Source organism: [Borrelia] finlandensis, assembly GCF_030438365.2.
GTDB lineage: Bacteria > Spirochaetota > Spirochaetia > Borreliales > Borreliaceae > Borreliella > Borreliella finlandensis.
The window spans coordinates 538,420-560,997 of record NZ_CP124070.1; the positions used below are offsets into that span (position 1 = coordinate 538,420).

General features: G+C 28.2%; 22 protein-coding genes and 2 tRNA genes. 9 read left to right on the plus strand and 15 right to left on the minus strand.

What is annotated here, in order from left to right; translation table 11 throughout:
- Positions 1 to 74 precede the first annotated feature (74 nt).
- Genes QIA19_RS03180 through QIA19_RS03190 form a run of 3 tightly spaced genes read right to left on the minus strand, consistent with a single transcriptional unit; the run spans position 75 to position 2,777 of the window.
- Entirely contained in the window at positions 75 to 884 is an 810-nt protein-coding gene (locus QIA19_RS03180; RefSeq protein WP_008882349.1) for a TIGR02757 family protein, read from the minus strand.
- A complete protein-coding gene (locus QIA19_RS03185) occupies positions 868 to 1,482 on the minus strand; it encodes a glucosaminidase domain-containing protein (RefSeq protein ID WP_301365772.1) in 615 nt (204 codons plus the stop codon). The genes QIA19_RS03180 and QIA19_RS03185 overlap by 17 nt, the downstream gene beginning before the upstream one ends.
- Before the next feature lie 2 nt (positions 1,483 to 1,484).
- The gene (locus tag QIA19_RS03190; protein WP_301365774.1) at positions 1,485 to 2,777 is read right to left on the minus strand and encodes a hypothetical protein; all 1,293 of its coding nucleotides are present in this window, start codon (positions 2,775 to 2,777) and stop codon (positions 1,485 to 1,487) included.
- Between the two features lie 193 nt (positions 2,778 to 2,970).
- Between QIA19_RS03190 and QIA19_RS03195 the strand changes: the two genes are divergently transcribed.
- The 4 genes from QIA19_RS03195 to QIA19_RS03210 are packed head-to-tail and all read left to right on the plus strand — an operon-like array spanning position 2,971 to position 8,095.
- A complete protein-coding gene (locus QIA19_RS03195) occupies positions 2,971 to 3,732 on the plus strand; it encodes an MBL fold metallo-hydrolase (protein ID WP_008882618.1) in 762 nt (253 codons plus the stop codon).
- A 24-nt stretch (positions 3,733 to 3,756) separates the two neighbouring features.
- Positions 3,757 to 4,524, plus strand: coding sequence for an exodeoxyribonuclease III (gene xth, locus QIA19_RS03200; RefSeq protein WP_008882525.1), 768 nt, complete (start codon positions 3,757 to 3,759; stop codon positions 4,522 to 4,524).
- A 15-nt stretch (positions 4,525 to 4,539) separates the two neighbouring features.
- The gene (locus QIA19_RS03205; RefSeq protein WP_301365776.1) at positions 4,540 to 5,313 is read left to right on the plus strand and encodes a hypothetical protein; all 774 of its coding nucleotides are present in this window, start codon (positions 4,540 to 4,542) and stop codon (positions 5,311 to 5,313) included.
- The gene (locus tag QIA19_RS03210) at positions 5,294 to 8,095 is read left to right on the plus strand and encodes a M16 family metallopeptidase (protein WP_301365777.1); all 2,802 of its coding nucleotides are present in this window, start codon (positions 5,294 to 5,296) and stop codon (positions 8,093 to 8,095) included. Before QIA19_RS03205 ends, QIA19_RS03210 begins: the two co-directional genes overlap by 20 nt.
- 157 nt (positions 8,096 to 8,252) lie before the next feature.
- Here QIA19_RS03210 and QIA19_RS03215 read toward each other — a convergent pair.
- The 6 genes from QIA19_RS03215 to fusA form a co-directional block, all read right to left on the minus strand.
- A tRNA-Lys gene (locus QIA19_RS03215) sits at positions 8,253 to 8,325 on the minus strand.
- Between the two features lie 108 nt (positions 8,326 to 8,433).
- Positions 8,434 to 8,506, minus strand: a tRNA-Lys gene (locus QIA19_RS03220).
- A gap of 48 nt (positions 8,507 to 8,554) precedes the next feature.
- Positions 8,555 to 9,199, minus strand: coding sequence for a tetratricopeptide repeat protein (locus QIA19_RS03225; protein WP_301365778.1), 645 nt, complete (start codon positions 9,197 to 9,199; stop codon positions 8,555 to 8,557).
- Positions 9,196 to 9,594, minus strand: coding sequence for a bactofilin family protein (locus QIA19_RS03230; RefSeq protein WP_002656249.1), 399 nt, complete (start codon positions 9,592 to 9,594; stop codon positions 9,196 to 9,198). The genes QIA19_RS03225 and QIA19_RS03230 overlap by 4 nt, the downstream gene beginning before the upstream one ends.
- Before the next feature lie 34 nt (positions 9,595 to 9,628).
- The gene (locus QIA19_RS03235; protein ID WP_002656001.1) at positions 9,629 to 10,327 is read right to left on the minus strand and encodes a Bax inhibitor-1/YccA family protein; all 699 of its coding nucleotides are present in this window, start codon (positions 10,325 to 10,327) and stop codon (positions 9,629 to 9,631) included.
- Positions 10,328 to 10,350: 23 nt separating this feature from the next.
- Complete coding sequence (gene fusA / locus QIA19_RS03240; RefSeq protein WP_008882337.1) at positions 10,351 to 12,432, minus strand: elongation factor G; 2,082 nt, start codon at positions 12,430 to 12,432, stop codon at positions 10,351 to 10,353.
- A 292-nt stretch (positions 12,433 to 12,724) separates the two neighbouring features.
- Between fusA and QIA19_RS03245 the strand changes: the two genes are divergently transcribed.
- The 5 genes from QIA19_RS03245 to QIA19_RS03265 all read left to right on the plus strand — a co-directional run bounded on the left by QIA19_RS03245 (position 12,725) and on the right by QIA19_RS03265 (position 17,281).
- On the plus strand, positions 12,725 to 12,952 hold the full coding sequence (locus QIA19_RS03245; RefSeq protein ID WP_002557128.1) for a KTSC domain-containing protein: 228 nt from the start codon (positions 12,725 to 12,727) through the stop codon (positions 12,950 to 12,952).
- 240 nt (positions 12,953 to 13,192) lie between these two features.
- Positions 13,193 to 13,720: a tetratricopeptide repeat protein gene (locus tag QIA19_RS03250; RefSeq protein WP_008882451.1), complete on the plus strand. Its 528-nt coding sequence runs from the start codon at positions 13,193 to 13,195 to the stop codon at positions 13,718 to 13,720.
- A gap of 119 nt (positions 13,721 to 13,839) precedes the next feature.
- Positions 13,840 to 14,490, plus strand: a complete 651-nt coding sequence (locus tag QIA19_RS03255) for a hypothetical protein (protein WP_301365782.1) — start codon at positions 13,840 to 13,842, stop codon at positions 14,488 to 14,490.
- A 202-nt stretch (positions 14,491 to 14,692) separates the two neighbouring features.
- On the plus strand, positions 14,693 to 15,913 hold the full coding sequence (locus QIA19_RS03260) for a ribose-phosphate pyrophosphokinase (protein ID WP_301365784.1): 1,221 nt from the start codon (positions 14,693 to 14,695) through the stop codon (positions 15,911 to 15,913).
- Between the two features lie 3 nt (positions 15,914 to 15,916).
- A complete protein-coding gene (locus QIA19_RS03265) occupies positions 15,917 to 17,281 on the plus strand; it encodes an FGGY-family carbohydrate kinase (protein ID WP_301365786.1) in 1,365 nt (454 codons plus the stop codon).
- Here the strand turns inward: QIA19_RS03265 and QIA19_RS03270 are convergent.
- From QIA19_RS03270 to QIA19_RS03295, 6 genes are read right to left on the minus strand one after another with little or no spacing between them, the layout of a single operon-like run.
- The gene (locus tag QIA19_RS03270; protein ID WP_301365788.1) at positions 17,264 to 18,004 is read right to left on the minus strand and encodes an SPOR domain-containing protein; all 741 of its coding nucleotides are present in this window, start codon (positions 18,002 to 18,004) and stop codon (positions 17,264 to 17,266) included. The two genes, QIA19_RS03265 and QIA19_RS03270, sit on opposite strands and share 18 nt — an antisense overlap.
- Positions 17,988 to 18,605, minus strand: a complete 618-nt coding sequence (gene coaE, locus QIA19_RS03275) for a dephospho-CoA kinase (protein WP_301365790.1) — start codon at positions 18,603 to 18,605, stop codon at positions 17,988 to 17,990. Before coaE ends, QIA19_RS03270 begins: the two co-directional genes overlap by 17 nt.
- The gene (gene polA, locus QIA19_RS03280) at positions 18,587 to 21,313 is read right to left on the minus strand and encodes a DNA polymerase I (protein ID WP_301365792.1); all 2,727 of its coding nucleotides are present in this window, start codon (positions 21,311 to 21,313) and stop codon (positions 18,587 to 18,589) included. Before polA ends, coaE begins: the two co-directional genes overlap by 19 nt.
- Positions 21,310 to 21,708, minus strand: coding sequence for a hypothetical protein (locus QIA19_RS03285; RefSeq protein ID WP_008882318.1), 399 nt, complete (start codon positions 21,706 to 21,708; stop codon positions 21,310 to 21,312). The genes polA and QIA19_RS03285 overlap by 4 nt, the downstream gene beginning before the upstream one ends.
- Complete coding sequence (locus QIA19_RS03290) at positions 21,698 to 22,117, minus strand: flagellar export chaperone FliS (RefSeq protein WP_008882355.1); 420 nt, start codon at positions 22,115 to 22,117, stop codon at positions 21,698 to 21,700. The genes QIA19_RS03285 and QIA19_RS03290 overlap by 11 nt, the downstream gene beginning before the upstream one ends.
- 8 nt (positions 22,118 to 22,125) lie before the next feature.
- On the minus strand, positions 22,126 to 22,506 hold the full coding sequence (locus QIA19_RS03295; protein WP_002656967.1) for a response regulator: 381 nt from the start codon (positions 22,504 to 22,506) through the stop codon (positions 22,126 to 22,128).
- Positions 22,507 to 22,578: the final 72 nt, after the last annotated feature.

The window sequence follows — 22,578 nt, forward strand, 5'->3', positions numbered from 1 at the left end:
TTACGATAAATTGGTATTTTTGTTTTAATGATGATTTAAGTATGTCTTATTTTAAAAGTTTTATAAATAAAATTTTATAGTTTGTTAATATTTTTTAGCAATTTTTCTTTATTAAAATCTCTATTTATTCCAAATCTGGTTAAAGAGAAATCGTATTTTACAGGATCTTCATTATTTTCTTTTGAAAAATAGCTTGTAATTTTTATTGCTTGTTTAAGATTTACGTTTTTTATTTCTTTGATTTTAAATAGTTTTGAAGCAATGCTTGTCATATGAGTATCCATTGGCACTATAAGCTTATTGGGATTGAATTTATTCCAAATACCTAAATCGACCTCATCTTTGCGTATCATCCATCTTAAGAATAAAAAAAGCCTTTTACAAGAACTTCCCTTTGAAGGCTTTGGAAGTAGCATGCCAAATTCTCTCCCATTTATTTTTTCCATATGCTTTATTAATTCATCTATGCTAAGTATAAAATCTTGGTTTTTATAATAAATACTGTAAAGAAGATTTTCAAGCGTATGGTGCTGTTCTTTTATTATCTTAAGGGTGCATAGTAGCCTTACAATATCTTCTCCTTTGAAAAATCTATAAACGAATCCTTTAAATATTTCTTTTAAGTCTTTTTCATTTGCTAGCTTAAGGCTCTCAGAAGGGGATTTGCCAAGTGGCTTGAGTATTGTCTCGATTGCTTCTAAAATTTTTTCTACTCTTCCAAGGGACAATGAAGAACTAATTAGGCCTACAAGTTCAATGTCTTCTTTTTCTTTATACCTGTATAGAAATTCTAAAGGATCAGGATGTATAAATTTTTTTTTATTGTATTTTGAATATATTTTTTCTAGAAAATCATATAGTGAGCTTTTAGCTTTTATTTGCATTATTATATTCTAATAGTTCTAATAATATTTTTTTAAGTTTTTTGTCGTAAAATTTGTCTTTTGCCCATTTCCCAGTCAAATCATATATTGTTGGAGCAGATCCTCTTTTAACAAGGTAAAATCTAGGATCAACCATATTTGATTTGATATTTTGTTTTGAAGCATAAGCTTTTAAATGTTGAATGTGAGCTTTAATTCCTTCTGCAATATTGGAAAAAGAATTTCCTTTTGTAAGATTATTAGTAGCGCCTATTCCTGAAAAATTGTGTTGTTCTTTTGAAACTATTCCATTGAATTTTAGAGCCCCTGTTTCTAATAACATTTGAGCATAGGCAATGTCATAATTAACTCCTTCAATCAAAGATTCGTCTATATAGGTTTTAGCAACAGTATTTACATAGTTTTTGTCAAGCTCTGGATTTATTTCTAGAGTATATTTTACAAGGTCTTCTAGTTGAGTTTTTCCTCTACTTATTAAAAAGGGAATATATTTTTCCTTTTGTATTTCAGTACTTATTTCGATTATCTCTTCATTACTATGAGCTTTATTTGTTAAAAAGATGTTGAGCATTGCAAATAGCAAGAATTTTTTTATCATTATTATTTTTCCTCTTCAATAAATTTATTAATTTCATTAACTATAGAATTAAATCTTGATAACATCGATTTTTTGTTTTTTAAGAAATTAAAACTTTTTAAATAGTTTCTGCTGAAAATAAGATCAGAAATTTCTGCAATATTGCTTATGTCTGTTAGCTTTATGGAGTTTGTATTAGCAACTTTTGTGTGGAGGTTCTTTTCATTTTCTTTTAGAATTAGTTGTAAGTTTTTTAAATTTCTTATTGTTTGCGGTTCTCCTCCTATATTGATATATTTTGCTATGTTTGTGTTTTTTGCAAGGATAAAATTAGCAATATTTGCTTGATTTCCTAGTGTAATTAACGTTAGTTTATTGAGGTTCATTTTTGAATTTAAAAATTCCAAATTTTGGCTTGATTTTGCTAGTTCAATAATATTTTGAATTTCAGTTTCAGTAGATGCAATATCAGCTTTTTCATTAAGGATATTGGCAGGCTCAATTAAATAGCTAATGCTTTTATTGATTACATAGCTAAATATACTTTTATGGCTATTTTTAATAAAATCGTAGCTTTTCATATGTTTATATTTTGGTGAATATAAATAAACAATTTTTCCTTTCTTAACAAGCCTGCTAACTAGAGATTTGAACATTGAATCGTGAGAATAATAAGGAAGTATAAGTAAAACAGAATCATATAGTTTTTGGTTATTGCTAATAAGGGCTTTTTTATATATGTTATTCTGTTTTGATAAATAATTCATTTCGTTTATGAAAAAAGGATTAAATTCGTACAAAAGAAATGGATTTTGTTTTTTAAGGCCCAATGTTGAGCTTACAGGGTACCAAATCGATAAGTTTAAATCATTTTTGTGATCTTTAATTCTTGCGAAGCCAAGTTGATAGCTATTGTTTTCATCTTTGGGATAATTTATAAAAAGTGCTAAGTATGAAAAAATAGTTGCAATAATAACTGTTAAAATAGCGGGCATTACAAGTATTGTTTTTAGCAAAATTGAAAGAAATATTCCTTTTGATTGTTTTGCAGACCCGTTGTTGATTTTTCTTCTACTATTTACTATTGTTTTGATGTTTTTAAAGAAGATTATTATCATAAAGATTAAGAATATACTGCCAATATATAACATTAACGGTCTAATTTCTGTAAAATATAAAGTTATTACAAAAAACGTACCTGGAAATATTATGAAGTAGTCTTCATAGGTGAATTCTTTTTTAAAATTAAATAAATTTACTATTAAAAATATGCTAAAACTGGTTAAGAAAATGAGTTCATAAATTTGCGTATCCATAAAAATAATTTTTCCTTAAATAATTATAAGCATAAAAGCAATTTTTCCAAAATAGTTTACAGAATTGATTATTAAATAGTGTTAATCTAATTTTAGATTTAAGAAGAGTTGTTTGATTAAGAGAGTTTATTTTTGTTTAATATAAAATGTTGTGTTAAAATAGATTATGTTTACAGGCGAAAGGTAGTAACATATGGTTGGAACCTTTTTAGGAACGGGGGCTTCAAGTGGTGTTCCTATGTTAAATTGTAGCTGTAAAGTCTGTACTTCAAGTTATAGTAAAAATAAAAGATTGAGAAGTTCTTTTTTTCTTGAGTCATCTTCTGGCATCAAATTGTTGATTGATACAGGTCCTGATATTAGACAGCAACTTTTAAGAGAGAAAATAGATAAGCTTGATTTAGTGCTTTACACGCATGAACATTATGATCATATTATGGGTTTTGATGATATTAAGTTCTATACACGATGTGCCCCTTTAAACATTTATGCTAGAGATACTGCCATGGCTCACATAAGGAATGCTTTTCCGCATAATTTTACATCCAAACCCTCTTTAAGTGGAAAGGCAGACATTATTGCCAATGTTATTAGGGATTTTGAGCCCTTTTTTTTTAAAAGTCTAAAGATAGTGCCAATTCCTTTGATTCATGGGGATATAATTAGTTTGGGTTATAGGGTAGGCAATTTAGCGTATCTTACTGATGTTAAATTTATTCCCGAAGCGTCTTATGATTATTTAAAAAATTTAGATCTACTCATAATAGATGCTATGAGGATTAAGCCTCATCCTGCGCATTTAAATTTTTCAGAGGCTTTTTGTGTAATTAAAAAGATCAATCCTAAAATTTCTTACTTTACACATATTGCACACGATATAATGCATGAAGAATTTGATTATTTAGAAAAAGATAATATCTATTTAGCTTATGATGGATTAAAGATTTATATTTGATTTAACTTTAGTTAGAGAGGATTTATGAAATTAATTTCATGGAATGTAAATGGAATTAGAGCTGTTTTAAAGAAAGGTTTTCTTGAGTTTGTAAAAGAATATACCCCAGATATTTTATGTATTCAAGAAACTAAAGCTCTAAGAGAACAGTTACCAAAGGATTTAATTCTTGAAAATTATTATTCTTATTTTTCAAAGTCAAAGATTAAAGGTTATAGTGGTGTTTGCATTTATTCAAAAGTTGAGCCTATCTCTGTAAGGCTGCTTGGAGAAGAAATTTTTGACAATGAGGGTAGGGGGCTTGTAGCATGCTACGACGATTTTATATTGGTTAACGGTTATTTTCCTAATTCTCAAGTTTTAAGAAGAAGACTTGGGTATAAACTTGATTTTTTATCTTATGTTGAAAATCTTGCAGATTCTCTTGTATGTGATGGTAAAAATGTAGTAATTTGTGGTGATTTTAATATTGCTCATACCGAGATTGACCTTATAAGCCCCGATTCTAATAGAGAGTCTCCAGGATATTATATTGAAGAGACTACTTGGTTAGATGATTTTTTAAACAAAGGATATGTGGATACATTTAGGATATTTAATAAGGATCCTGGTTATTATACTTGGTGGAGCTATAGAACAAGAGCTAGAGAGAGAAATATGGGGTGGAGAATTGATTATTTTATTGTTAATGAATTTTTCAAGAGAAATGTTGAAAAATCTCTAATTTTAGACAAAGTAATGGGAAGTGATCATTGCCCTGTTTTTTTAGAGTTGGCTGATGTAGTTAGCTAAAGGGGAGAGGCTAGATTGAAAAAAAACATTGTAATTTTTTATTTAATATTTATTGTTAATTTTAGTTTTGGAATTGCTTTAAATGATTTTGATTTTTACCGTAGTCTTGAAAAGGAAGAATTGATATTTTTTATTAATTTATTAAAGAGGGAGCAACTTGTTTTGGAAAATAGTTGTGCTTTAGAGTATATTGAATTAGCCTATAAGGCATTAAAAGAAAAGAATATAAATTTTTTATTAAAAAATGACAAAGAATTAGCAGTAGACAATAATGTCGAGCACTTAGTGCAATCCAAGGCATATAACAATGCAAGGCTTATCTTTAATGCTACAAAGGATTTAAATACTTTGGTTCATATTGGCAAAGATGGTCTTTTAAAGACTTTAGATGGGAGAAATGTAGGGGTTAAGGATAATAAATTTATTATTTTAGATTCTTTTTTGAATAGCGATTTTTATGATAATGTTCCAAGCGAATATACTACCATTGAAATTTATAATAAAAGCATTTTAATGCCCAATTTAAATAAATTTCTTCTAGATAAGCGCTTAAATCCTTTTATTTATCTTGAAGATTTTAATAAAAACGTTTACTTAAATGATATTCCAAAATTAAGCAAAGAAGAGTTGTTGTTTTTATTTTATGAACTATTTCCAGTTTCTAAGCTAAAAAGTTTAAAAGATTGGAATGATTTTGGATTTTCATCTATTTCAAAAGCATTGAATAAAATTTATTCTGAAAAAATAAATTCAATAAGGGGGAGTGCAAATGAATTATCAAAGAATTAAAAATTATTGTAAATTTACAAGCGTTTTTCTATTTTTTTTGTTTTCCTGTGTTTCTAATGAGCTAAAGTTAGATCAAAGTTTGGTAAAAGGAAAACTTGTCAATGGGCTAAGGTATTATATTTATAAAAATCAAACCCCAAAGAATGCCGTTAATATGGGAATTGTTTTTAATGTGGGCTCTCTTAATGAAGAAGATAATGAGAGGGGAATAGCGCATTATCTTGAACATATGGCTTTTAATGGGACAAAAGATTATCCAGGAAATTCTATAGTTGATGTTCTTAAAAAATTTGGAATGCAATTTGGTGCTGACATTAATGCCGCTACTAGTTTTGATTTCACTTATTATAGACTTGATTTGTCAGATGGTAATAATAAAGATGAAATTGATGAATCTATAAATATTTTGAGAAACTGGGCTTCTCAAATCAGTTTTATGAAAGAAGAAATAGATCTAGAGCGAAATATTATTATTGAGGAAAAAAAGCTTGGTGAGACTTATCCTGGAAGAATGTATGAGAAAATGTATAAGTTTTTGACAAGCGGAAGTCTTTATGAATTTAGAAGTCCTATTGGACTTGAAAAGCAGATTTTATCTTTTCAGCCAGAGGATTTTAAAAAATTTTATAGAAAGTGGTATAGGCCAGAACTTGCAAGTGTTATTGTGGTAGGAGATATTGATCCCATAGAAATTGAAGAGAAGATAAAGAAGCAATTTTTTTCTTGGAAAAAGCCAACCGATAAAATTAAAGAAGTAAAAGTAAGTTTAGACGTAGAGCTTAAAGATAAATTTTTACTTTTAGAAGATTTGGAAGTTGGAGAGCCTAGTTTAATGTTCTTTAAAAAGGAAATTATTAACTTTGTAAAGACCAAAGATGACCTTTTAAATGATATTAAAAGGTCTTTATTGGCCGCTCTTTTTGAAAATAGATTTTCTGAATTAAAGACTGCTGGAGTAAAGCAATTTAAAAATGTTTCAAACAAAGATTTTTTTTCATTTAAATCAGATAACAATAATATTGTTGCAAAATCGATTTCTTTAAACTTTAATCCAGATCATTTGAACGAAGGAATACAAGACTTTTTTTATGAGCTTGAGAGGATAAGAAAATTTGGATTTACCCAAGGTGAGTTTGAAAAAGTTAGATCTCAGTTTTACAAATCTTTAGAATTAAGGAAAAAGAATATAAATAAAACAAATTCATGGGCTATTTTTCAAGATTTAATAGAAATTGTTATTGATGGTTCTAATAAATTTGATATGAATGAATATTGCGATCTTTCTGTTCAATATTTGGAAAAGATTGATTTAAAAACAATAAACAATCTTGTAGGAAGAGAGTTTGATGTAAAAAATTGCACAATTTTTTATTCTTACCATGGAAGAGTGCATCCTGTTCTAACTCTTGAAGATATTGACAATCTTCAAAAGATAGCTTTAGAAAGAGAGTTAAGGCCTTATGAGAATTCTTTAATTGAAGGTAAATTTTTTAAGAAGTCTTTAGATGATAAAGATATTATTAGAGAAAATGAGTTTGAAAATGAAATTTCGTCATTTGTTCTTGAAAATGGGGTTGAAGTTTATTTTAAATATAATGATCAAAAAAAGGGTGTAATTGATTTTAGTGCAACTTCTTGGGGAGGTTTAATTAATGAAGATTTAAGACTTATTCCTGTTTTATCTTTTGCTCCCGGAGTAGTATCTGGTTCGGGTTACGGTGATTATTCTGCATTACAGATTGAAAAATATTTATCAGATAAAGCTGTTTCTTTAAGAGTTGGGGTTGGAGCTCAAGAATCATATATTTCTGGAAGTTCAGATAAAAAAGATCTTGAAATTCTTTTTCAGCTTATATATTTTACTTTTAAGGAACCCAAAATAGATGATGTTTTTTTGCAAAATGCTATTAATAATATAAAAGCATTAATAAAGAGTAATGAAAATAGTTCTAATTATCATTTTAAAAAAGCTATTAGTAAATTTTTAAACAATAATGATCCTAGATTTGAAGATACAAAAGATAGTGATTTACAATATTTTACAAAAGAAAATATTTTGTCTTTTTATAAGAAAAGGTTTACTTATGCAAATAATTTTAAGTTTGTCTTTGCTGGAGACTCAGATATTCAGACAATAAAGGCTTATTCAAAGAAATATTTAGGCAATCTTAACTTCAAAGAAATAAACGAGTATAAAGATTTAGATTACTCTTACAGTAAAAATTTTAATAAAATAGTTGTAAGGAAGGGAAAAAATTCAACTAGTTTTGCCTATGTAATTTATCCTTTTAAATTTAATTATTTAGCAGAGACCTCGTTAAATTTAAATGCTTTAGCGGATCTTTTAACGGATGGGCTTATAAAAAATATTAGAGAAAAAATGTCTAGTGTTTATGCAATTCAAGCTTCTTTTGACTCCAATTTAAGGAAAAATGTAGATTCCGATGGTATTTTATCTATTTTTTTTACTACCGAGCCTAAGGAGCTAGATAATGTTTTAAATTCTATTAATCGCTATATGACCGAAAGACAAAAAATAGATTTTAATGATAAAGATTTTTCTTATGTTAAGAAGAATTATGTTAAAAATACAAAAATAAATTCAGAGAATAATGGTTATTGGATTTCAAATATATTGGCGTCATTATCATGGTATGGAGTATTTAAAAATAATTTTGGTGTTAAGTTTATAGAGACAAACTTAAACAAAGATTTAATAAATGAATTTTTTAAGAAAATTAATCTTGATGAAAAAGCAGAAATATTGCTAATACCTGAATAGCTTGTGTTTACTTAAAAAACATTCTTGTTTTCTGGGTTTGATAGAGAGCAAGAATGTTTAGCCTATTTTTATTAGCAAGACATCCTCTAGGGGAATCGAACCCCTCTTGCCAGGATGAAAACCTGGAGTCCTAACCGATAGACGAAGAGGACAAAAGTGAGCTCAGTAGGACTCGAACCTACGACAAACGCCTTAAAAGGGCGCTGCTCTACCACCTGAGCTATGAGCCCAAAAGTCATTTTATGACCATCGAAAGTAATAGTATATTTATTTTCCAATAATGTCAAGTTAAATTGGCATAAAATTAATAATTTATACCAAAAATGTATTTAACAATTTGAGCTGCACAGGACTTGAACCTGTAACCAGCGGATTAAGAGTCCGATGCTCTACCACTTGAGCTAGCAGCCCAGTTTATTAATTTGCTAACAATAAGAATAAGTTTTTATAAATTGAATGTCAAGGTTTGTTGTTGCTTTTTTTTAATTCTTCTAGTAAATTTTTTGCTTCTAGATTATTAGGAGAGATTGTAAGAATTTTAATTAGTGCTTCTTCTGCTAATATTTTATTTTTTGCATTTATTCTTGATCTTGCTAATTTTATTAATAGATTTTGGTTATTAGGAGAAAAACGTAATGCATGTTCGTATGCAAAATCTGCTTCATTGTATCTTTTTAGCTCATAAAAAGAATCTGCAATTAAATTATAAACTTTTATTATTCTTGCTCCTTTATAATCAAGGCTAATGTATTCTTGAAAGTATTTTAATGCATTGTCATAATTTTTTTGAAAAAAATAAGCTTCTCCTAGTGCTTGAATAATTCTTATGTCATATTTTTTAATGCCAAGTCCTATAATCGCCTCTTTTTCAGCTCTCTTGTATTCTCCTATGGCTATTAAGCTCCATATCAATATTGTCCTAGCATCTAAGTTGCTAGGATTTAGTCGAATTTCTTCTAACGTGTTTAAAATAGCTTCTTTAAATTTTCCTTCTTTGTATAGAAGAAGAGAGTCTTCTTTTTCTTTAGGCAGCGATTGTCCAAATAATAAGCTTGAATTGGATAGCAGAATTAAAGCTATTTGTAATAGAAAAAAAAATTTCATTCTTCTAAATCCTCCATTTCACAATTCCCTTTAAATATTGCTCCAGAATCTATAAAGAGTTCTTTGGTTTTAATGTTTCCTATTAATTTGCCGGTTTTATAGATTTTAATTGTTTTTAAAGCCTCAATGTTTCCTTTTATTTTGCCATGATTTAGTAAATGTTGACATTTTATTTCAGCTTCAACATCAGCTTTTTCCCTTAGATAGATTGAGTTTGATGAGTTTATTAAACCCTTAAGCTTTCCTTCTATTATTATTGGCTTATTGCTTTCAATATATCCTTCAAACTCAAAATTTTTTTTTATTACATTTTGAGTACTACTTTCTTCGAATTCTAAGCTATCTATACTCATTGAAACCTCTAAAAATGAATGCTTTAAAGTTAAAGCATTCATTTTTTATTGAATTTTTTATGAATTTTTTATGATTTTAATCGTTTCTTCTTTGGCCCAAAAATCTTAGAAGATATAAGAATAAATTTATAAAATCTAAATAAAGTTTAAGTGAGGCTACAACCGCCATTCTGTTTTTTATTTCAGTGTCGTCTTGTAGCATTTTGTCCATTTTAGAAATATTTTGAACATCGTAAGCTGTTAGGCCTGTAAATATGACTACGCCCAAAATAGATATAAGGAAATTAAGGCCTGAACTTCTAAAAAACATATTAACAAGAGATGCAATAATGATTCCCCATAAGCCCATTATTAAATAGCTTCCCATTTTTGTTAGATCTGTTGTTGTAGTGTATCCATAAACAGACATTCCAAGAAATGTTCCAGCAGTAATTCCAAATGTGAATACTATTGATCCTTGTGTATAAATCATAAATATAGAAGATAATGTTACTCCTGTTAATGCTGAGTAGAGCAAGAAAAGAGCTGTTGCAGTATTGCTTGATATTTTATTAAGAGCACCACTTATTGCATATACAAGTCCAAATTGTATAAGTATCATAGCCATAAATGACATTGAATTTGAGAATATTATTGCTTTGATTGTTTGATTTTCTGAGGTTGCATATGCAAATACTGCTGAGATTAAAAGTCCAATTGACATAAGCCCGAAAACTTTGGCTAAGAACTTGTTTTTTATTAGTATTTCTTGTTTTTCTTGTGTTAAATCGATCATAATAAAGCCTCCTTATTATTTTATTAAGATTTGTTTTGATCGTTAAATTTTTTGCGAAGTTCATCAAATATAGCACTTGGGACTTTTCCATACCTTAAGAATTCCATTGAGAATTCTGCTTTTCCTTGGGTAGAGGATCTAAGGACTGTTGAAAATCCAAACATTTCGCTTAAAGGCACCTCGGCCTCAACTTTTGAAAAACTTCCATCTTCTAGCGAACCTGTTATTATTCCTCTTCTTTGGTTTAAAAGTCCAAACATATTGCCTTGGAATTCAGTAGGTCCTTCAAGGGTAACTTTCATTATTGGCTCAAGGATTGTAGGTTTTGCTTTTTCATAAGCCTCTCTAAAAGCACCAATTGCTGCTAATTGGAATGCAATATCAGATGAGTCAACAATGTGATATTGGCCATCATTGATTGTAATTTTTATGTCAACTATTGGAAAGCCAATTAATGTTCCCCTTTCCATTGCTTTTTGGAATCCTTTGTCACATGATGGGATATATTCTGTTGGGATTACTCCTCCTTTTATTAGATTGACAAATTCGTATGTTTCTCCTTCTTTGTCAAGAGGTTCCATAAACCCTGCGACTCGTCCAAACTGACCAGCTCCCCCAGATTGCTTTTTGTGAGTATAATTAAATTCAGCTTTTCTTGTAATCGTTTCTCTATAGGCTACTTGCGGCATTCCGGTTTCAACTTCTGCCTTGAACTCTCTTTTCATTCTTTCAATGTAAACTTCTAAGTGTAGCTCTCCCATGCCTTGAATTATTGTTTCATTTGATTCAATGTCAACATAAGTTTTAAATGTTGGATCTTCTTTTGTAAATCTTCCAAGGGCTTTGGCCATATTATCAGCAGATTTTTTATCTTTTGGTTTTACAGAAAGAGAAATTACTGGATCTGGAATAAACATTGATGTCATTGAATAGTTGATCGATGGATCACAAAACGTATCTCCTGATGCGCATTCTATTCCAAATAAAGCAACAATGTCACCACTTCCTCCAAATTCAATGTCTTCTGTATTATTTGCATGCATTCTGATAAGTCTTCCGACTTTGAATTTTTTGGAAGTTCTTGAGTTGATAAGTTCTTGTCCTTTTTTTAAAATTCCTTGATAGATTCTCACATAAGTTAACTGTCCGTATTGTCCGTCTTCAAGCTTAAATGCAAGAGCAACAGTTGGGAGTTCATTGTCAATTTTAAGATCGATTTCTTTTTCATTATTATTTAGGTCAAGAGCGGTGTTTTTTATATCATGAGGGGATGGCAAAAATCTGGTTACAGCATCTAAGAGCAATTGCACTCCTTTGTTTTTATAAGCAGATCCCATAAATACAGGGCATAATTTTAAAGCCAATGTTCCTGTTCTAGTTGCATTGTATATTATTTCAGTAGGAACTTCTTTTCCTTCCATGTGTAATTCCATAAGTTCATCATTAAAGTCAGCAAGAGTATCAAGCATTATTTCTCGTTTGCTTTTTGCTTCTTCTAAGAGATCTGAGGGTATTTCTTTTTCTATTATTTCTGTTCCATCTTTTCCTTCAAAATAGTAGGCTTTCATTAATACAAGGTCTATAACTCCAATATGTTTGTCTTCTAATCCAATTGGGATTTGCATTAAAACGGAGTTTAAGTCGAGTTTTGATCTTAGTTGATCTTTTACATTGTAGGGATTTGCTCCGGTTTTATCACACTTGTTTACAAATGCAAGGCGAGGCACACTATATCTTTTAAGTTGTCGATCAACAGTTATTGATTGGGATTGAACTCCTGCAACAGAATCAAGAACCAATATTGCTCCGTCAAGTACTCTAAGAGATCTTTCAACTTCAATTGTAAAATCTACGTGTCCGGGTGTATCAATAATATTTATCGGAAAATCTTTCCATTCAACGTGAGTTGCAGCTGATGCTATTGTGATTCCTCTTTCTCTTTCAAGTTCCATTGAGTCCATTGTTGCACCAACCCCATCTTTGCCTTTTACTTCGTGAATTGCATGAATTTTATTACAATAAAAAAGAATACGTTCTGTAAGAGTGGTTTTTCCTGAGTCGATGTGCGCGCTAATACCTATGTTTCGTAATTTATTATAGTCCATTAGACTTTGTCCCTCCTGATGATATGTGGGTAGAAGATTAACTATCTTAGTAATTTTACAAAATTTTTTTTTAAAAATCTATCTTATATCGTTTTATATTATTAAATATTTGGAAGTTTGAACTATTTTATATGAAATTTGACAGTTTGCTTGATTAAATTTGCAATAATGTATATCCTTATTTTAGGGAATATATCATTTAGTAGATTTTGATTTTATTGATTAAATATTTAGTGAATTAACTCTTACTTTATTATTATACTCCTAAGATAATTATGTGGAGGAATTTGAGTTGGAAACTTTAACAATATCTAATGAGTTGAGCAAAATATCACAGGTAGATTATGATTCTTCTGTGTCTGAGCTTTCTGTGTTTTTTAAGGATGGAAGAGCTTATAAGTATTTTAAGATTGAACCAAGACATTTTAGTGCAATATCTAAACTTGTTGAGGACAGAAGATCAGTTGGTAAATATTTAACAGAAAACGTATTTAACAAATATGACCAAGAAAAGCTTTAATTTGTTTTTTAGATAGTATTAAAAGCCCTTTTGTTTTTAAAGCAGGAGGGCTTATTTATGTTTATGACTAGCTTTTAGAGTAATAAATTTTGTTTTATAATCATCAAGATGGTTTATTTAATTTTAAAATTCAACAGCATTGAAGTTTTGTATTTTGATTATTATTAGGTTTAGTGTTATTTTGCTGCTTTGGATAATTTAAATAGTATAAATAGTATTAAGGATTCAAGTAAATTTTTTATGTATAAATTGTTGTTTATTATTGTTTTTGTTTTGTCTTGTAGCTCTATTTTTAAGGAATATCAGAGCATATCAGGTGAATACTATAAGCTTGCTAAATTAAATGAAGAGTTTGGTAATGATGAGACTTCTGTTTTGCTTTATGAAAAATCTATTAAATTTAATATTAATGCTGGTGATGATTCAAGTTACAATTTTATTTTAGCTTGCATTAATTTGAAAAAATATATAGAGGCTGAGTTGAAACTTAATTCTATTATGAAAGAAGATACAGAAAATATTTTGTTAATCAATCTTAAGGGATATTTGCTATTTAAAAAAAATGATTTGGACAATGCTTTGATTTATTATTTGAAAACTCTAGAATTTGCGCCTGCGAATAAAGAGGCTCTATTTAATATTTTTTACATTTATCATTTAAAGAGTGACAAAAAAAATGCAAAAAAATATATCTCAAAATATAAAGAACTAAATCATCCTATACCAAGTGGTGCGGAAGAAATAGTTTCTTCTGTTCTTAAGAGTTAATTTTTTAGTTTTCTGTTTACTTTTTACTTGTGGTAATCTTTATGGTAATTATTATATAATAAGGTATGCAATATAAACCCTGTTTTATTTTTCATAAATTTTTGTAGGAGAGTTTGTATATGATTAGGCTTAAAGTTTTAATTTTGTGTTTATTTGGAATTATTGTGTTAAATGGTTTTGCAGATACTAATTTTGAATTCAATTTTGGTGGTGGGGTTGCTTTTCCTGTTAGTCCCTTTTCAAGCTTTTACAATGAGGCTTTAGAGATTAATGCAAAGCTTAAGCAAAATTTGCCTTCAGATTTATCCCCAATAGAAAAAGAAGAGATAGTCCAAAATTTTTCCGATTTAGCCAATATTGCTAAAGCTGGAATAAGATATGGAACTTACGCTCAATTTGGTGCCAAATTTGATGATTTTGTTTCTATTGGATTTGAGCTTTTGTTTGACATTAATCTTCTTAAAGCAATAAAGCGTTCGGATGGAACTGCAAATGAAAATTTCTCGTTTATTATGGCAATAACACCAAGATTTTATACAAAATTAGATTTTTTTGTTTTAGCTTTAGCGTTTTTCACAGGTCCTAAGATCAATATAGCGACTTCTTCTGCAGATTCTGTTTTAGCAGAACTGGGAACAATGGGCTGGGATATTGGTGCTAGACTTTCATTTTCTTTTTTAATTCTTGAAGGTTACTATGTTTGGAATATTAAAAATCCTAAATTTTCTGATTTCAAGTTTGGAATAGGTTTTGAATTTGGAATTGTGTAGTTTATTTAATTTTATTTTTAGGATTATGTTATAGTATTTGTTTTTGCTATTAATAGAATTTTTCGATTTTTATTTTTATTATTAAAGCTAAAATATTTTAATGACCTTGCTTTAAAAAATTTTAGTCATGTTTGTGTGTATAAGTTTTATTAATTAGCAAATTAAGATTGTTAAGATTTTTTAAAAAAGAACGAGGAGCTGGGTGAATTTACTTAAAAAGAAATCAATAGGAATTATTGCTTGTCCTGGGGGTAGGGTTTTTGCTAGTAAAATAATAGAAGAGCTTGACAGAATATTTATAAATATTGAAAATGAGATTGTAGAGAGCATATGCCAAGATTCTAAAGCCTTAAAGGAAGAAATTTTTAAGATTGAAAAAGTTTTATCTCCTTTTTTAGAAGGGCTTAGTTTGTCTACTCTTAAAAGCAAAGAGCCTTTAGAAATTCCTGTAAAATTTGTTAAATTTGCCAATGGTGAATTTAAAACAGAAATTTTAAAAACAATCAGAAATAAGGATATTTTTATTGTTCAAGATGTTGCTAATGCCTATGAAGTTGAGATAAACAGTAGCGAAAAAATAATTATGACGGTTAATGATCACATAATGAATTTAATGACAACAATAGATGCCTGTATGCAGGCTAAAGCCAATTCTGTTAGTGTTATTATTCCGTCTTATCCTTATTCAAGACAAGATAAAAAGCATTCAAGAGAATGTTTAACAGCAAGTCTTATTGGAAGATTTTTAGAAGAGTTGGGCATTAGACATATTTTAACCCTAGATATTCACTCAAAGGCCATTGAGAATGTATTTAGGAAAGTTTATTTTGAAAATTTAAATGTTTCTTATGAAATCTTTAATTCTCTTAAGGATTTAATCGACATTAGAGATTCTAATTTAGTTATTGTTTCACCCGATACAGGTGCTGTAAGTAGAAATAAATTTTTTGCATCAAGCCTTAAGAGCCCTCTTGCTTTGCTTTATAAGGAGAGAGATTATTCAAGAGTTTCAAATGATGTTGCTGATTCAAATATTTCTGTAACCAAGCTTTTAGGAGATGTCGAAGGCAAGAATGTTTTTATGAGTGACGACATGTTAGCCACTGGGGGTACTTTAATTAAGGCAATGAAATTGCTTAAAAGCATGGGTGCTAAGAAAATTATATGTGGGATTAGTTTGCCGTTTTTTAATGGAGATGCTATTAAATATTTTGATAAAGCTTATGAGGAGGGATTTTTTTATAAAATAATTGGAACAAATGCTGTTTGTCATAATGATGAATTAATAAATAAACCTTGGTATCATGAGGCTAATGTTGCGCCTCTTTTTGCGGAGGCAATATTTGCAATTTATAATAAAGTTGGTTTGCAAAAAATTCTTGATAGAAAGGATGATATTCAAAAATTGATTACCAAGGGTTAATTTATGAATGCTCTTAGTATTGATATTGGTACCAGTGTTTTAAAGGCAGCATTAGTTAGTTCTAAAAATGGAGTTTTAAGTTATATTGATGTTAGTTACTCAGATTATTTTGATGTTGATTTCGAAAATTTTGACTTTAATATATGGCTTTTTTCTTTTAAGAAAGCCATATCCAATTTTCAGCCTAGCAAAATAGATTGCATTTCTGTTGGCGGCATTTCGCCATGTTTAATTGCTTTAAATTCAAATTTAATTCCTTTGGAAGTGTTACATTGGAATTCCTTTAAAATTAAGCCTTATTTTAGGGGTAAGTCTGTATTTTTGCCCTATGTACTTAGTACGGTTGAAAGAGGAACATATTCTAAAATAAGCTATTTTGTTTCTTGTTTTGAGTATTTTATTTATTTGCTTACAGGAAAGCTTTTTACAAGCTTTCCAAGCATGGAGTATATTCCTTTTATTTGGGATGATATAGAAATAAAAAAATATGGGCTTGACAAGAACAAATTTCCTCCATTTGTAAAAATGGGAGAAAATATTGGCGTTGTAACTTATAAAGCAGGAATTGAATTTGGGCTAAATAGTGGAATTAGTGTAATTAATGCGGGATCAGATTATTTGAATGTTTTGGTGGGAAGTGGTGCTTTTCAAGAAGGAATTGTGTCAAATAGAATGGGTACAAGTGAAGGGTTTAATTTTGTTTCAAGTACATATTTACCAGGATTTTCTCTAGAATATCCTTATTTTTTAGAAGGATTTTTTATTATTGGGAGAATTGTTCCTTTTGGATATTTGATTCAATTATTAAAAGACAGTTTTTATAAAAAAAGTTTAACTTTTGAGTTGCTCTTAAAAAAAATTGTTAAAAGTGTCACTTTAAATAATGTATACTTTTATCCAAGCAAAATTAAACTTTTTAATGATTTATTTGTTTTAGATCCTTGTCTTTGCAAAGATTTAAGTAAAGGAATTTTTGGTAGTATTAAAAATCCATTAGAGATTGGGTTATCAATACTTGAGTTTGTATGTTTTGCTTTTTACAACAGATTGGTAGAGCTAAAAGCCTGCAATAAAGAAATTTTGAGTATTTTTGTTAGTGGATCTAATTCTGATAATTTGCTTTTAAATCAAATAAAAGCAAATATTCTTGGCAAAGATTTAAAGATTTTTGATTTTAAGCATTCAGAGATTATTGGGGGAGCAATTCAAGCATTCTATTCTTTAAGAGAATTTGGCAGCTTAAATGATTCTTTTTTAAAACTTACAAAGATTAAGCATATTGTTTCGCCTATTATTGAGGTTCATGAAGAATATTTAGAAAAATATCAAAAATATATTAATAATTATAGTCTATTTGTTAACGGGTAATATATAAGTTTCTTTAAATTCACCTATTCCTGCTATTTTTTTAAAGTCCGCTTTTGCTTCTGATTTTGTTTTATAAGGACCAGATCTTACTCTGTAAATATCTTTATTATCTATTGTTGCAGAATATATTCTAGCAATTATATTATATTTGTGTAATTTTTGAATATAGTTGTCTGCATTGATTGGGTCTGAGAGTGATACAAATTGTATGTAATATTCTGTATTAGGATCATAAATGTTATCAGTATTTAAAATTTTTTGGGCTACGGGTTGAGGCTTTTCAATGGTTTTTGATTTCTGAGTATTAGGTATTTTTTGAGTTATGGGTTGAGGCTTTTCGATGGTTTTTGATTTTTGAGAGGTGCTAGGTATTTTTTGAGTTGTGGGTTGAGGCTTTTCAATGGTTTTTGATTTCTGAGAAGTATTAGATATTTTGTTTGGAGGTTTTTTTTCTTTATTTAAATCTTGTGTTAAATCTATGATTATTTCATTTTGAGTTTCAGATACCTTTAAAGATTGTTCATTTTGGTCAACCTTTTCTAAGGTGTTTTGATCTTTATCTTCTTCTAAAACAATATTTTTTTCTGCAATGTCTGAGGTCAAATTTTTGTTTGGAAAGAAAATAATTATCCCAAGAAATATTATGATACAAACTGTTGCAATCGATGTTAATGCTACAAAAAATCCTTTGTTATTATCATTGCTTTCATTCAAATCTTTCATAGTTAATTATCTCCTGCATTTTTTTTTCAATTTCTTTTTCTAGATATGCATAATTCTTGTTATTAATTATATTGATTATTTTTAAGTTTATAATATTTTTTTCAAAAAAAATATCTTTTTGGATTTTGAGTATTTTATTAATTATATTTGAGTCAATGTTTGGCATAGAATATGATAATCTATTTTTTATTATAGAATTCTTTGTCTTAAGCACAATTATGTAGTCGCAAAGTTTTTCTAAATTTATTTTAAAAAGTAAAGCAGCATTAATTATTATTTTTGTAGATTGGTTTTGGATTAGCATTTTTTTTATTTTGCTGAGTATGACAGGGTGTGATATGCTCTCAAGCTTTTTTAATTCTTTATTGTCATTAAATACAAGATTTCTTAGTAAGAGTTTGTCTATTTCATTTTTAGTATTTAATATTTTTTGGCCAAATATTTTAACTATTTCTTCTTTTTTTTCATGTAATACTGAATGTCCAAGCTTGTCTGCATTTATTTCGTAAAATCCATATTTATTGCCAATTATTTTTGAAACAGTATCTTTGCCAGATGCAATTCTTCCTGTTACTCCAATGATTAATGGATTTCTCCCCACGATTTACCCGTTTCAATATTTGCCCTTAAAGGCAGATTTAATGTGTAGGCAGTTTCCATCATAATTTTTAATATTTTTTTCACCTCATTTTCTTCTTCAATAGGAGATTCAATGAGCATTTCATCGTGCACCTGTAGCAATATTTTTGATTCCATTTTTTTACTTTTAAATTCATTAAATACTTTGACCATTGCAATTTTCATGATATCGGCGGCACTTCCCTGAATTATGCTATTTATTGCTATTCTTTCAGCGGCAGATCTTTCCAGATAATTATTGCTATTAATTTCTTTTATATATCTTCTTCTTTTTAAGATGGTTTCGCTATATCCAGCATTTCTTACGAAGTTTATTTGATTTATTATAAATTCTTTAATTTTTGGATAAGAATCAAAGTAAGAGTTTATAAATCCCTTTGCCTCTTCTTTTGTAATTCCCAATTCTTTTGCAAGTCTAAAATCCGACATTCTATAAATTATTCCAAAATTAATAGATTTTGCTATTCTTCTCAAGTTAGGAGTAATTTCTTTTTCTTCTATTTTGAAAAGCTTAGAAGCAGTTTCTGTATGAATGTCTTTATTGTTTTCAAATGCTTTAATAAGGACTTCATCTTGTGATAAATGAGCAAGTATAGCAAGCTCAATTTGAGAATAATCAGCTGAAATAAAAATATTTCCATTTTCTGGTTTAAATGCTTTTCTTATTTTTCGCCCTTTTTCATCTTTTATTGGTATGTTTTGCAAGTTGGGATTTATGCTAGTGATTCTACCAGTTGCTGTTTTTGTTTGTATAAAGCTTGTGTGCAGTCTGTTTGTTTTATAGTTTATTAGTTCTATCAAATTATCTGTGTAAGTACTCTTTAATTTTGCAATTTGTCTGTATTTTATTAGATTTTCAATTGATTCATGCTGTTCTCTGAGAGATTCAAGCACTTTTATATCAGTTGAATCTTTTTTCATTTTTTCTGGTAATTTTAGATTTAATTTTTCAAATAAAATTTCATGCATTTGTTTTGGAGAATTTAGATTAAAATCAATTCCTATGCTTTTTATTATTTCGTTTTCAATTAGTTCTAATTCTTTTCCAAGTTCTTTTCCATATTCTTTTAAATATTCTTTATCAAGGTAAATTCCATTTTCTTCCATTTCTATAATTACCTTGTTAAAAGGCATTTCTATTTCGTGCATTAACTTGTCGAGTTTGTCTTCTTTTAGTTTTTTGGTAAATAGATTAAATAATCTAAATGTAATATCAGCATCTTCAGATGAATAGCTTGTTGCCATTTCTAAAGATATATTTGCGAAGTTGTCATTTTTTTGTATCACATCTTCATATTTAATATTTTTATGCATTAAATATTTTTCTGCAAGAAAATCAAGCGATACTTTTGAGTTTGTGTCGATAAGGTATGCAGCAATCATTGTGTCAAAATAAGGTGGTATAGGGCTAAATCCATTGTTTTTAAGTATTTTATAGTCAAATTTATAATTTTGACCAATTATTTTTGGATTTGATTCAAAAAGATTGTTAAATTTTTGTATTATATAGTTTTTTTCTATGTAAATTTTTCCTTTGGCTTCGATTGGAATATAGTAACCTTCAAATTCTTTAAATGAAATGGATATCCCAATTAATTTTGCTGTGTAAGTATCAAGCGAAGACGTTTCCGTGTCTATTGATGTGTATTTAGCCTTTTTAAGGCTTTCTATTAAATCATCAAGTTCTATTTTTGTTGTTATTGAGTGGTATTTAACATTTTCTGTGTCAATTGTATTTATGTCATCTAAGCTGTTGGTAGTAGCTTCTTGCTTAAATAGACTTTTTTGGTCTGCATTTTCTTTTTCTTGTTTTAAGATGTCCTTTTTATAAGTTTTTATTAGGGCAATTGCCGAGTGCTTTTCAAACAAAGATATTATCTCTTCGCTAAAATTTTTTAAGGCGAAGTTTTCAATTTCTGGAATTTTTAAATTTTCTTCAAGACTTACAAGTTCATAGCTTAAAAAAGCATTTTCTTTTTCTTTGATTAAAAGTTCTCGGTGTTTTTTATTTATTAGTTCTAAATTTGAATATATCCCGTCTAAGGTTTTGAATTCTCTTAATAAACTTGCTGCTCCTTTTGCGCCAATGCCTTTTATTCCAGGTATATTGTCAGACCTGTCTCCAACAATAGCCAAATAATCTTTTATTTGAAAGCTATTTACTCCAAATTTTTTTGTTACGTACTCATTATCCATTTCAATAAAACTGTTGTTTTCTATTTTAAGTATTTTTATGTATTCTGACATTGTTTGCAGCAAGTCTTTGTCTGGAGAAATAATGTAAGTTAAATAGTTATTTTTTGCAGCCTTTTTGGCAAAACTAGCTAAAAGATCGTCAGCTTCGTAGCCCTCCATCTCAAAGATTGGTATTTTTGCCTTTAAAAGGCCTTCTTTTATCCATCCTATTTGAGGTATTAAATCGTCCGGAGGTGAATCTCTTGTTGCCTTATAGTTTGGATATTTTTGTTTTCTAAAAGTTGGCACCTCTGAGTCAAAGGTGATAATCAAGTGTTCAGGATTTTTTTCTTTTATTATGAAAAATAATGTTTTAAAAAAGCCAATAAATGCGTTTACATTTTCTCCTTGTGTGTTTAAAAGTGGATAATTTTTCATTACGTGATAATTTCTAAATATTATGTTTAGTGCATCAATTAGGTAAAGTTCTTTCATATTTTAATATCTAACATTATGGGTAAATTGTTTACTACAAGGTTTTGTTGTTTTTTAATTTTTGGAATTTTTCTTTTTGCATTTGCAATTTGTTGTAAGATTTCACAACAAATTTGATATTTAATGTATATTTCTTCTTTTAGTAGATTAATTTCTTTAATTAAGTAATCAAAATTATCCAATTTTTGGTTTTTAGATTTCAACCATGCATTTATTGTTTTATAATAGTTTTTGATTGATTCTAATATTAAATCTTTCTTAGGATTGGTTATATTTAATATTTCTATTTCTTCCCTTTGTAATTCATAACTTTCTATTGTTAATATTAATTTCAATTCTTTTAATTCTAATAACAAATTGCTAAAATATTTTTTTAAAATTTCATTAGCTGACAATATTTATTCCTAATTTACCCTGAGTAACATTATTTTCTTTTTTGCTTAATTGTTTCCAGGTAAAGTTTAATATTTGCAGTTGTTTTATAACATTGTCAATTTTGTGTATTTCTTTTTTTAAAAGAACATTTTCTAGCTCTTTATTTAGAAACAAGTATATTGAAAGTAAGTTTGTAGAAATGTTTCCACCTTGTTCAAAATTTAAGGTTGACATTAATTCGGTAATTATTTCTTGTGCATGAAAGATTTTTTCATTAGCTTTAACTGCATTTTGCCAATTTCCATCTTTTATAAGCTCTTTTGCAACTTTTAAATCCTGTATTGCTTTCTCATAAAGCATTATCAATATTGATAGGGGATTTGATGTGTTTATTTGTGTTTGTTTGTATATTTTTTCTTTTGCTATCAAAATTTCCTCTAATCCAAAAGTTTAATTTGCTCTATTATTTGGTCTTTTTTAAAAGGTTTTGTAATGTATCCTCTAGCTCCAAGAGATAAAGCTTTTTGTATTAATTCTTGTTTTCCAATAGCTGTAACCATTAATATATTAACTTTTTTAAGCAATTTTTTATTAATTTCATACATTCTCTCAAGAGCTGTGATTCCATCCATTCCCATCATTGTTATATCGAGTGTTATTAAATCAATATTATTTTGTTTTTCAAATTCTTTAACAGCCTGAATGCCATCTTCGGCTTCTAAAAATTCTTTAAATCCCAACTGACTTAAGATTTTTATTAGGTTTTTTCTCATAAAAAGTGAGTCATCAGCTATTAAAGCCTTTTTGCTTTCTTCCAAACTAGCACTCCTTTTATCCATTTTAACATATTAAAATATCTTTAACGACAACTAAAATATAATTCACATTTT

Bases quoted from the DNA above. Each gene is read 5' to 3' on its own strand.
- QIA19_RS03180 (WP_008882349.1), bottom strand. From the start codon at position 884: ATGCAAATAAAAGCTAAAAGCTCACTATATGATTTTCTAGAAAAAATA.
- QIA19_RS03185 (WP_301365772.1), bottom strand. From the start codon at position 1,482: ATGATAAAAAAATTCTTGCTATTTGCAATGCTCAACATCTTTTTAACA.
- QIA19_RS03190 (WP_301365774.1), bottom strand. From the start codon at position 2,777: ATGGATACGCAAATTTATGAACTCATTTTCTTAACCAGTTTTAGCATA.
- QIA19_RS03195 (WP_008882618.1), top strand. From the start codon at position 2,971: ATGGTTGGAACCTTTTTAGGAACGGGGGCTTCAAGTGGTGTTCCTATG.
- xth (WP_008882525.1), top strand. From the start codon at position 3,757: ATGAAATTAATTTCATGGAATGTAAATGGAATTAGAGCTGTTTTAAAG.
- QIA19_RS03210 (WP_301365777.1), top strand. From the start codon at position 5,294: ATGAATTATCAAAGAATTAAAAATTATTGTAAATTTACAAGCGTTTTT.
- QIA19_RS03225 (WP_301365778.1), bottom strand. From the start codon at position 9,199: ATGAAATTTTTTTTTCTATTACAAATAGCTTTAATTCTGCTATCCAAT.
- QIA19_RS03230 (WP_002656249.1), bottom strand. From the start codon at position 9,594: ATGAATGCTTTAACTTTAAAGCATTCATTTTTAGAGGTTTCAATGAGT.
- QIA19_RS03235 (WP_002656001.1), bottom strand. From the start codon at position 10,327: ATGATCGATTTAACACAAGAAAAACAAGAAATACTAATAAAAAACAAG.
- fusA (WP_008882337.1), bottom strand. From the start codon at position 12,432: ATGGACTATAATAAATTACGAAACATAGGTATTAGCGCGCACATCGAC.
- QIA19_RS03250 (WP_008882451.1), top strand. From the start codon at position 13,193: ATGTATAAATTGTTGTTTATTATTGTTTTTGTTTTGTCTTGTAGCTCT.
- QIA19_RS03255 (WP_301365782.1), top strand. From the start codon at position 13,840: ATGATTAGGCTTAAAGTTTTAATTTTGTGTTTATTTGGAATTATTGTG.
- QIA19_RS03265 (WP_301365786.1), top strand. From the start codon at position 15,917: ATGAATGCTCTTAGTATTGATATTGGTACCAGTGTTTTAAAGGCAGCA.
- QIA19_RS03270 (WP_301365788.1), bottom strand. From the start codon at position 18,004: ATGAAAGATTTGAATGAAAGCAATGATAATAACAAAGGATTTTTTGTA.
- polA (WP_301365792.1), bottom strand. From the start codon at position 21,313: ATGAAAGAACTTTACCTAATTGATGCACTAAACATAATATTTAGAAAT.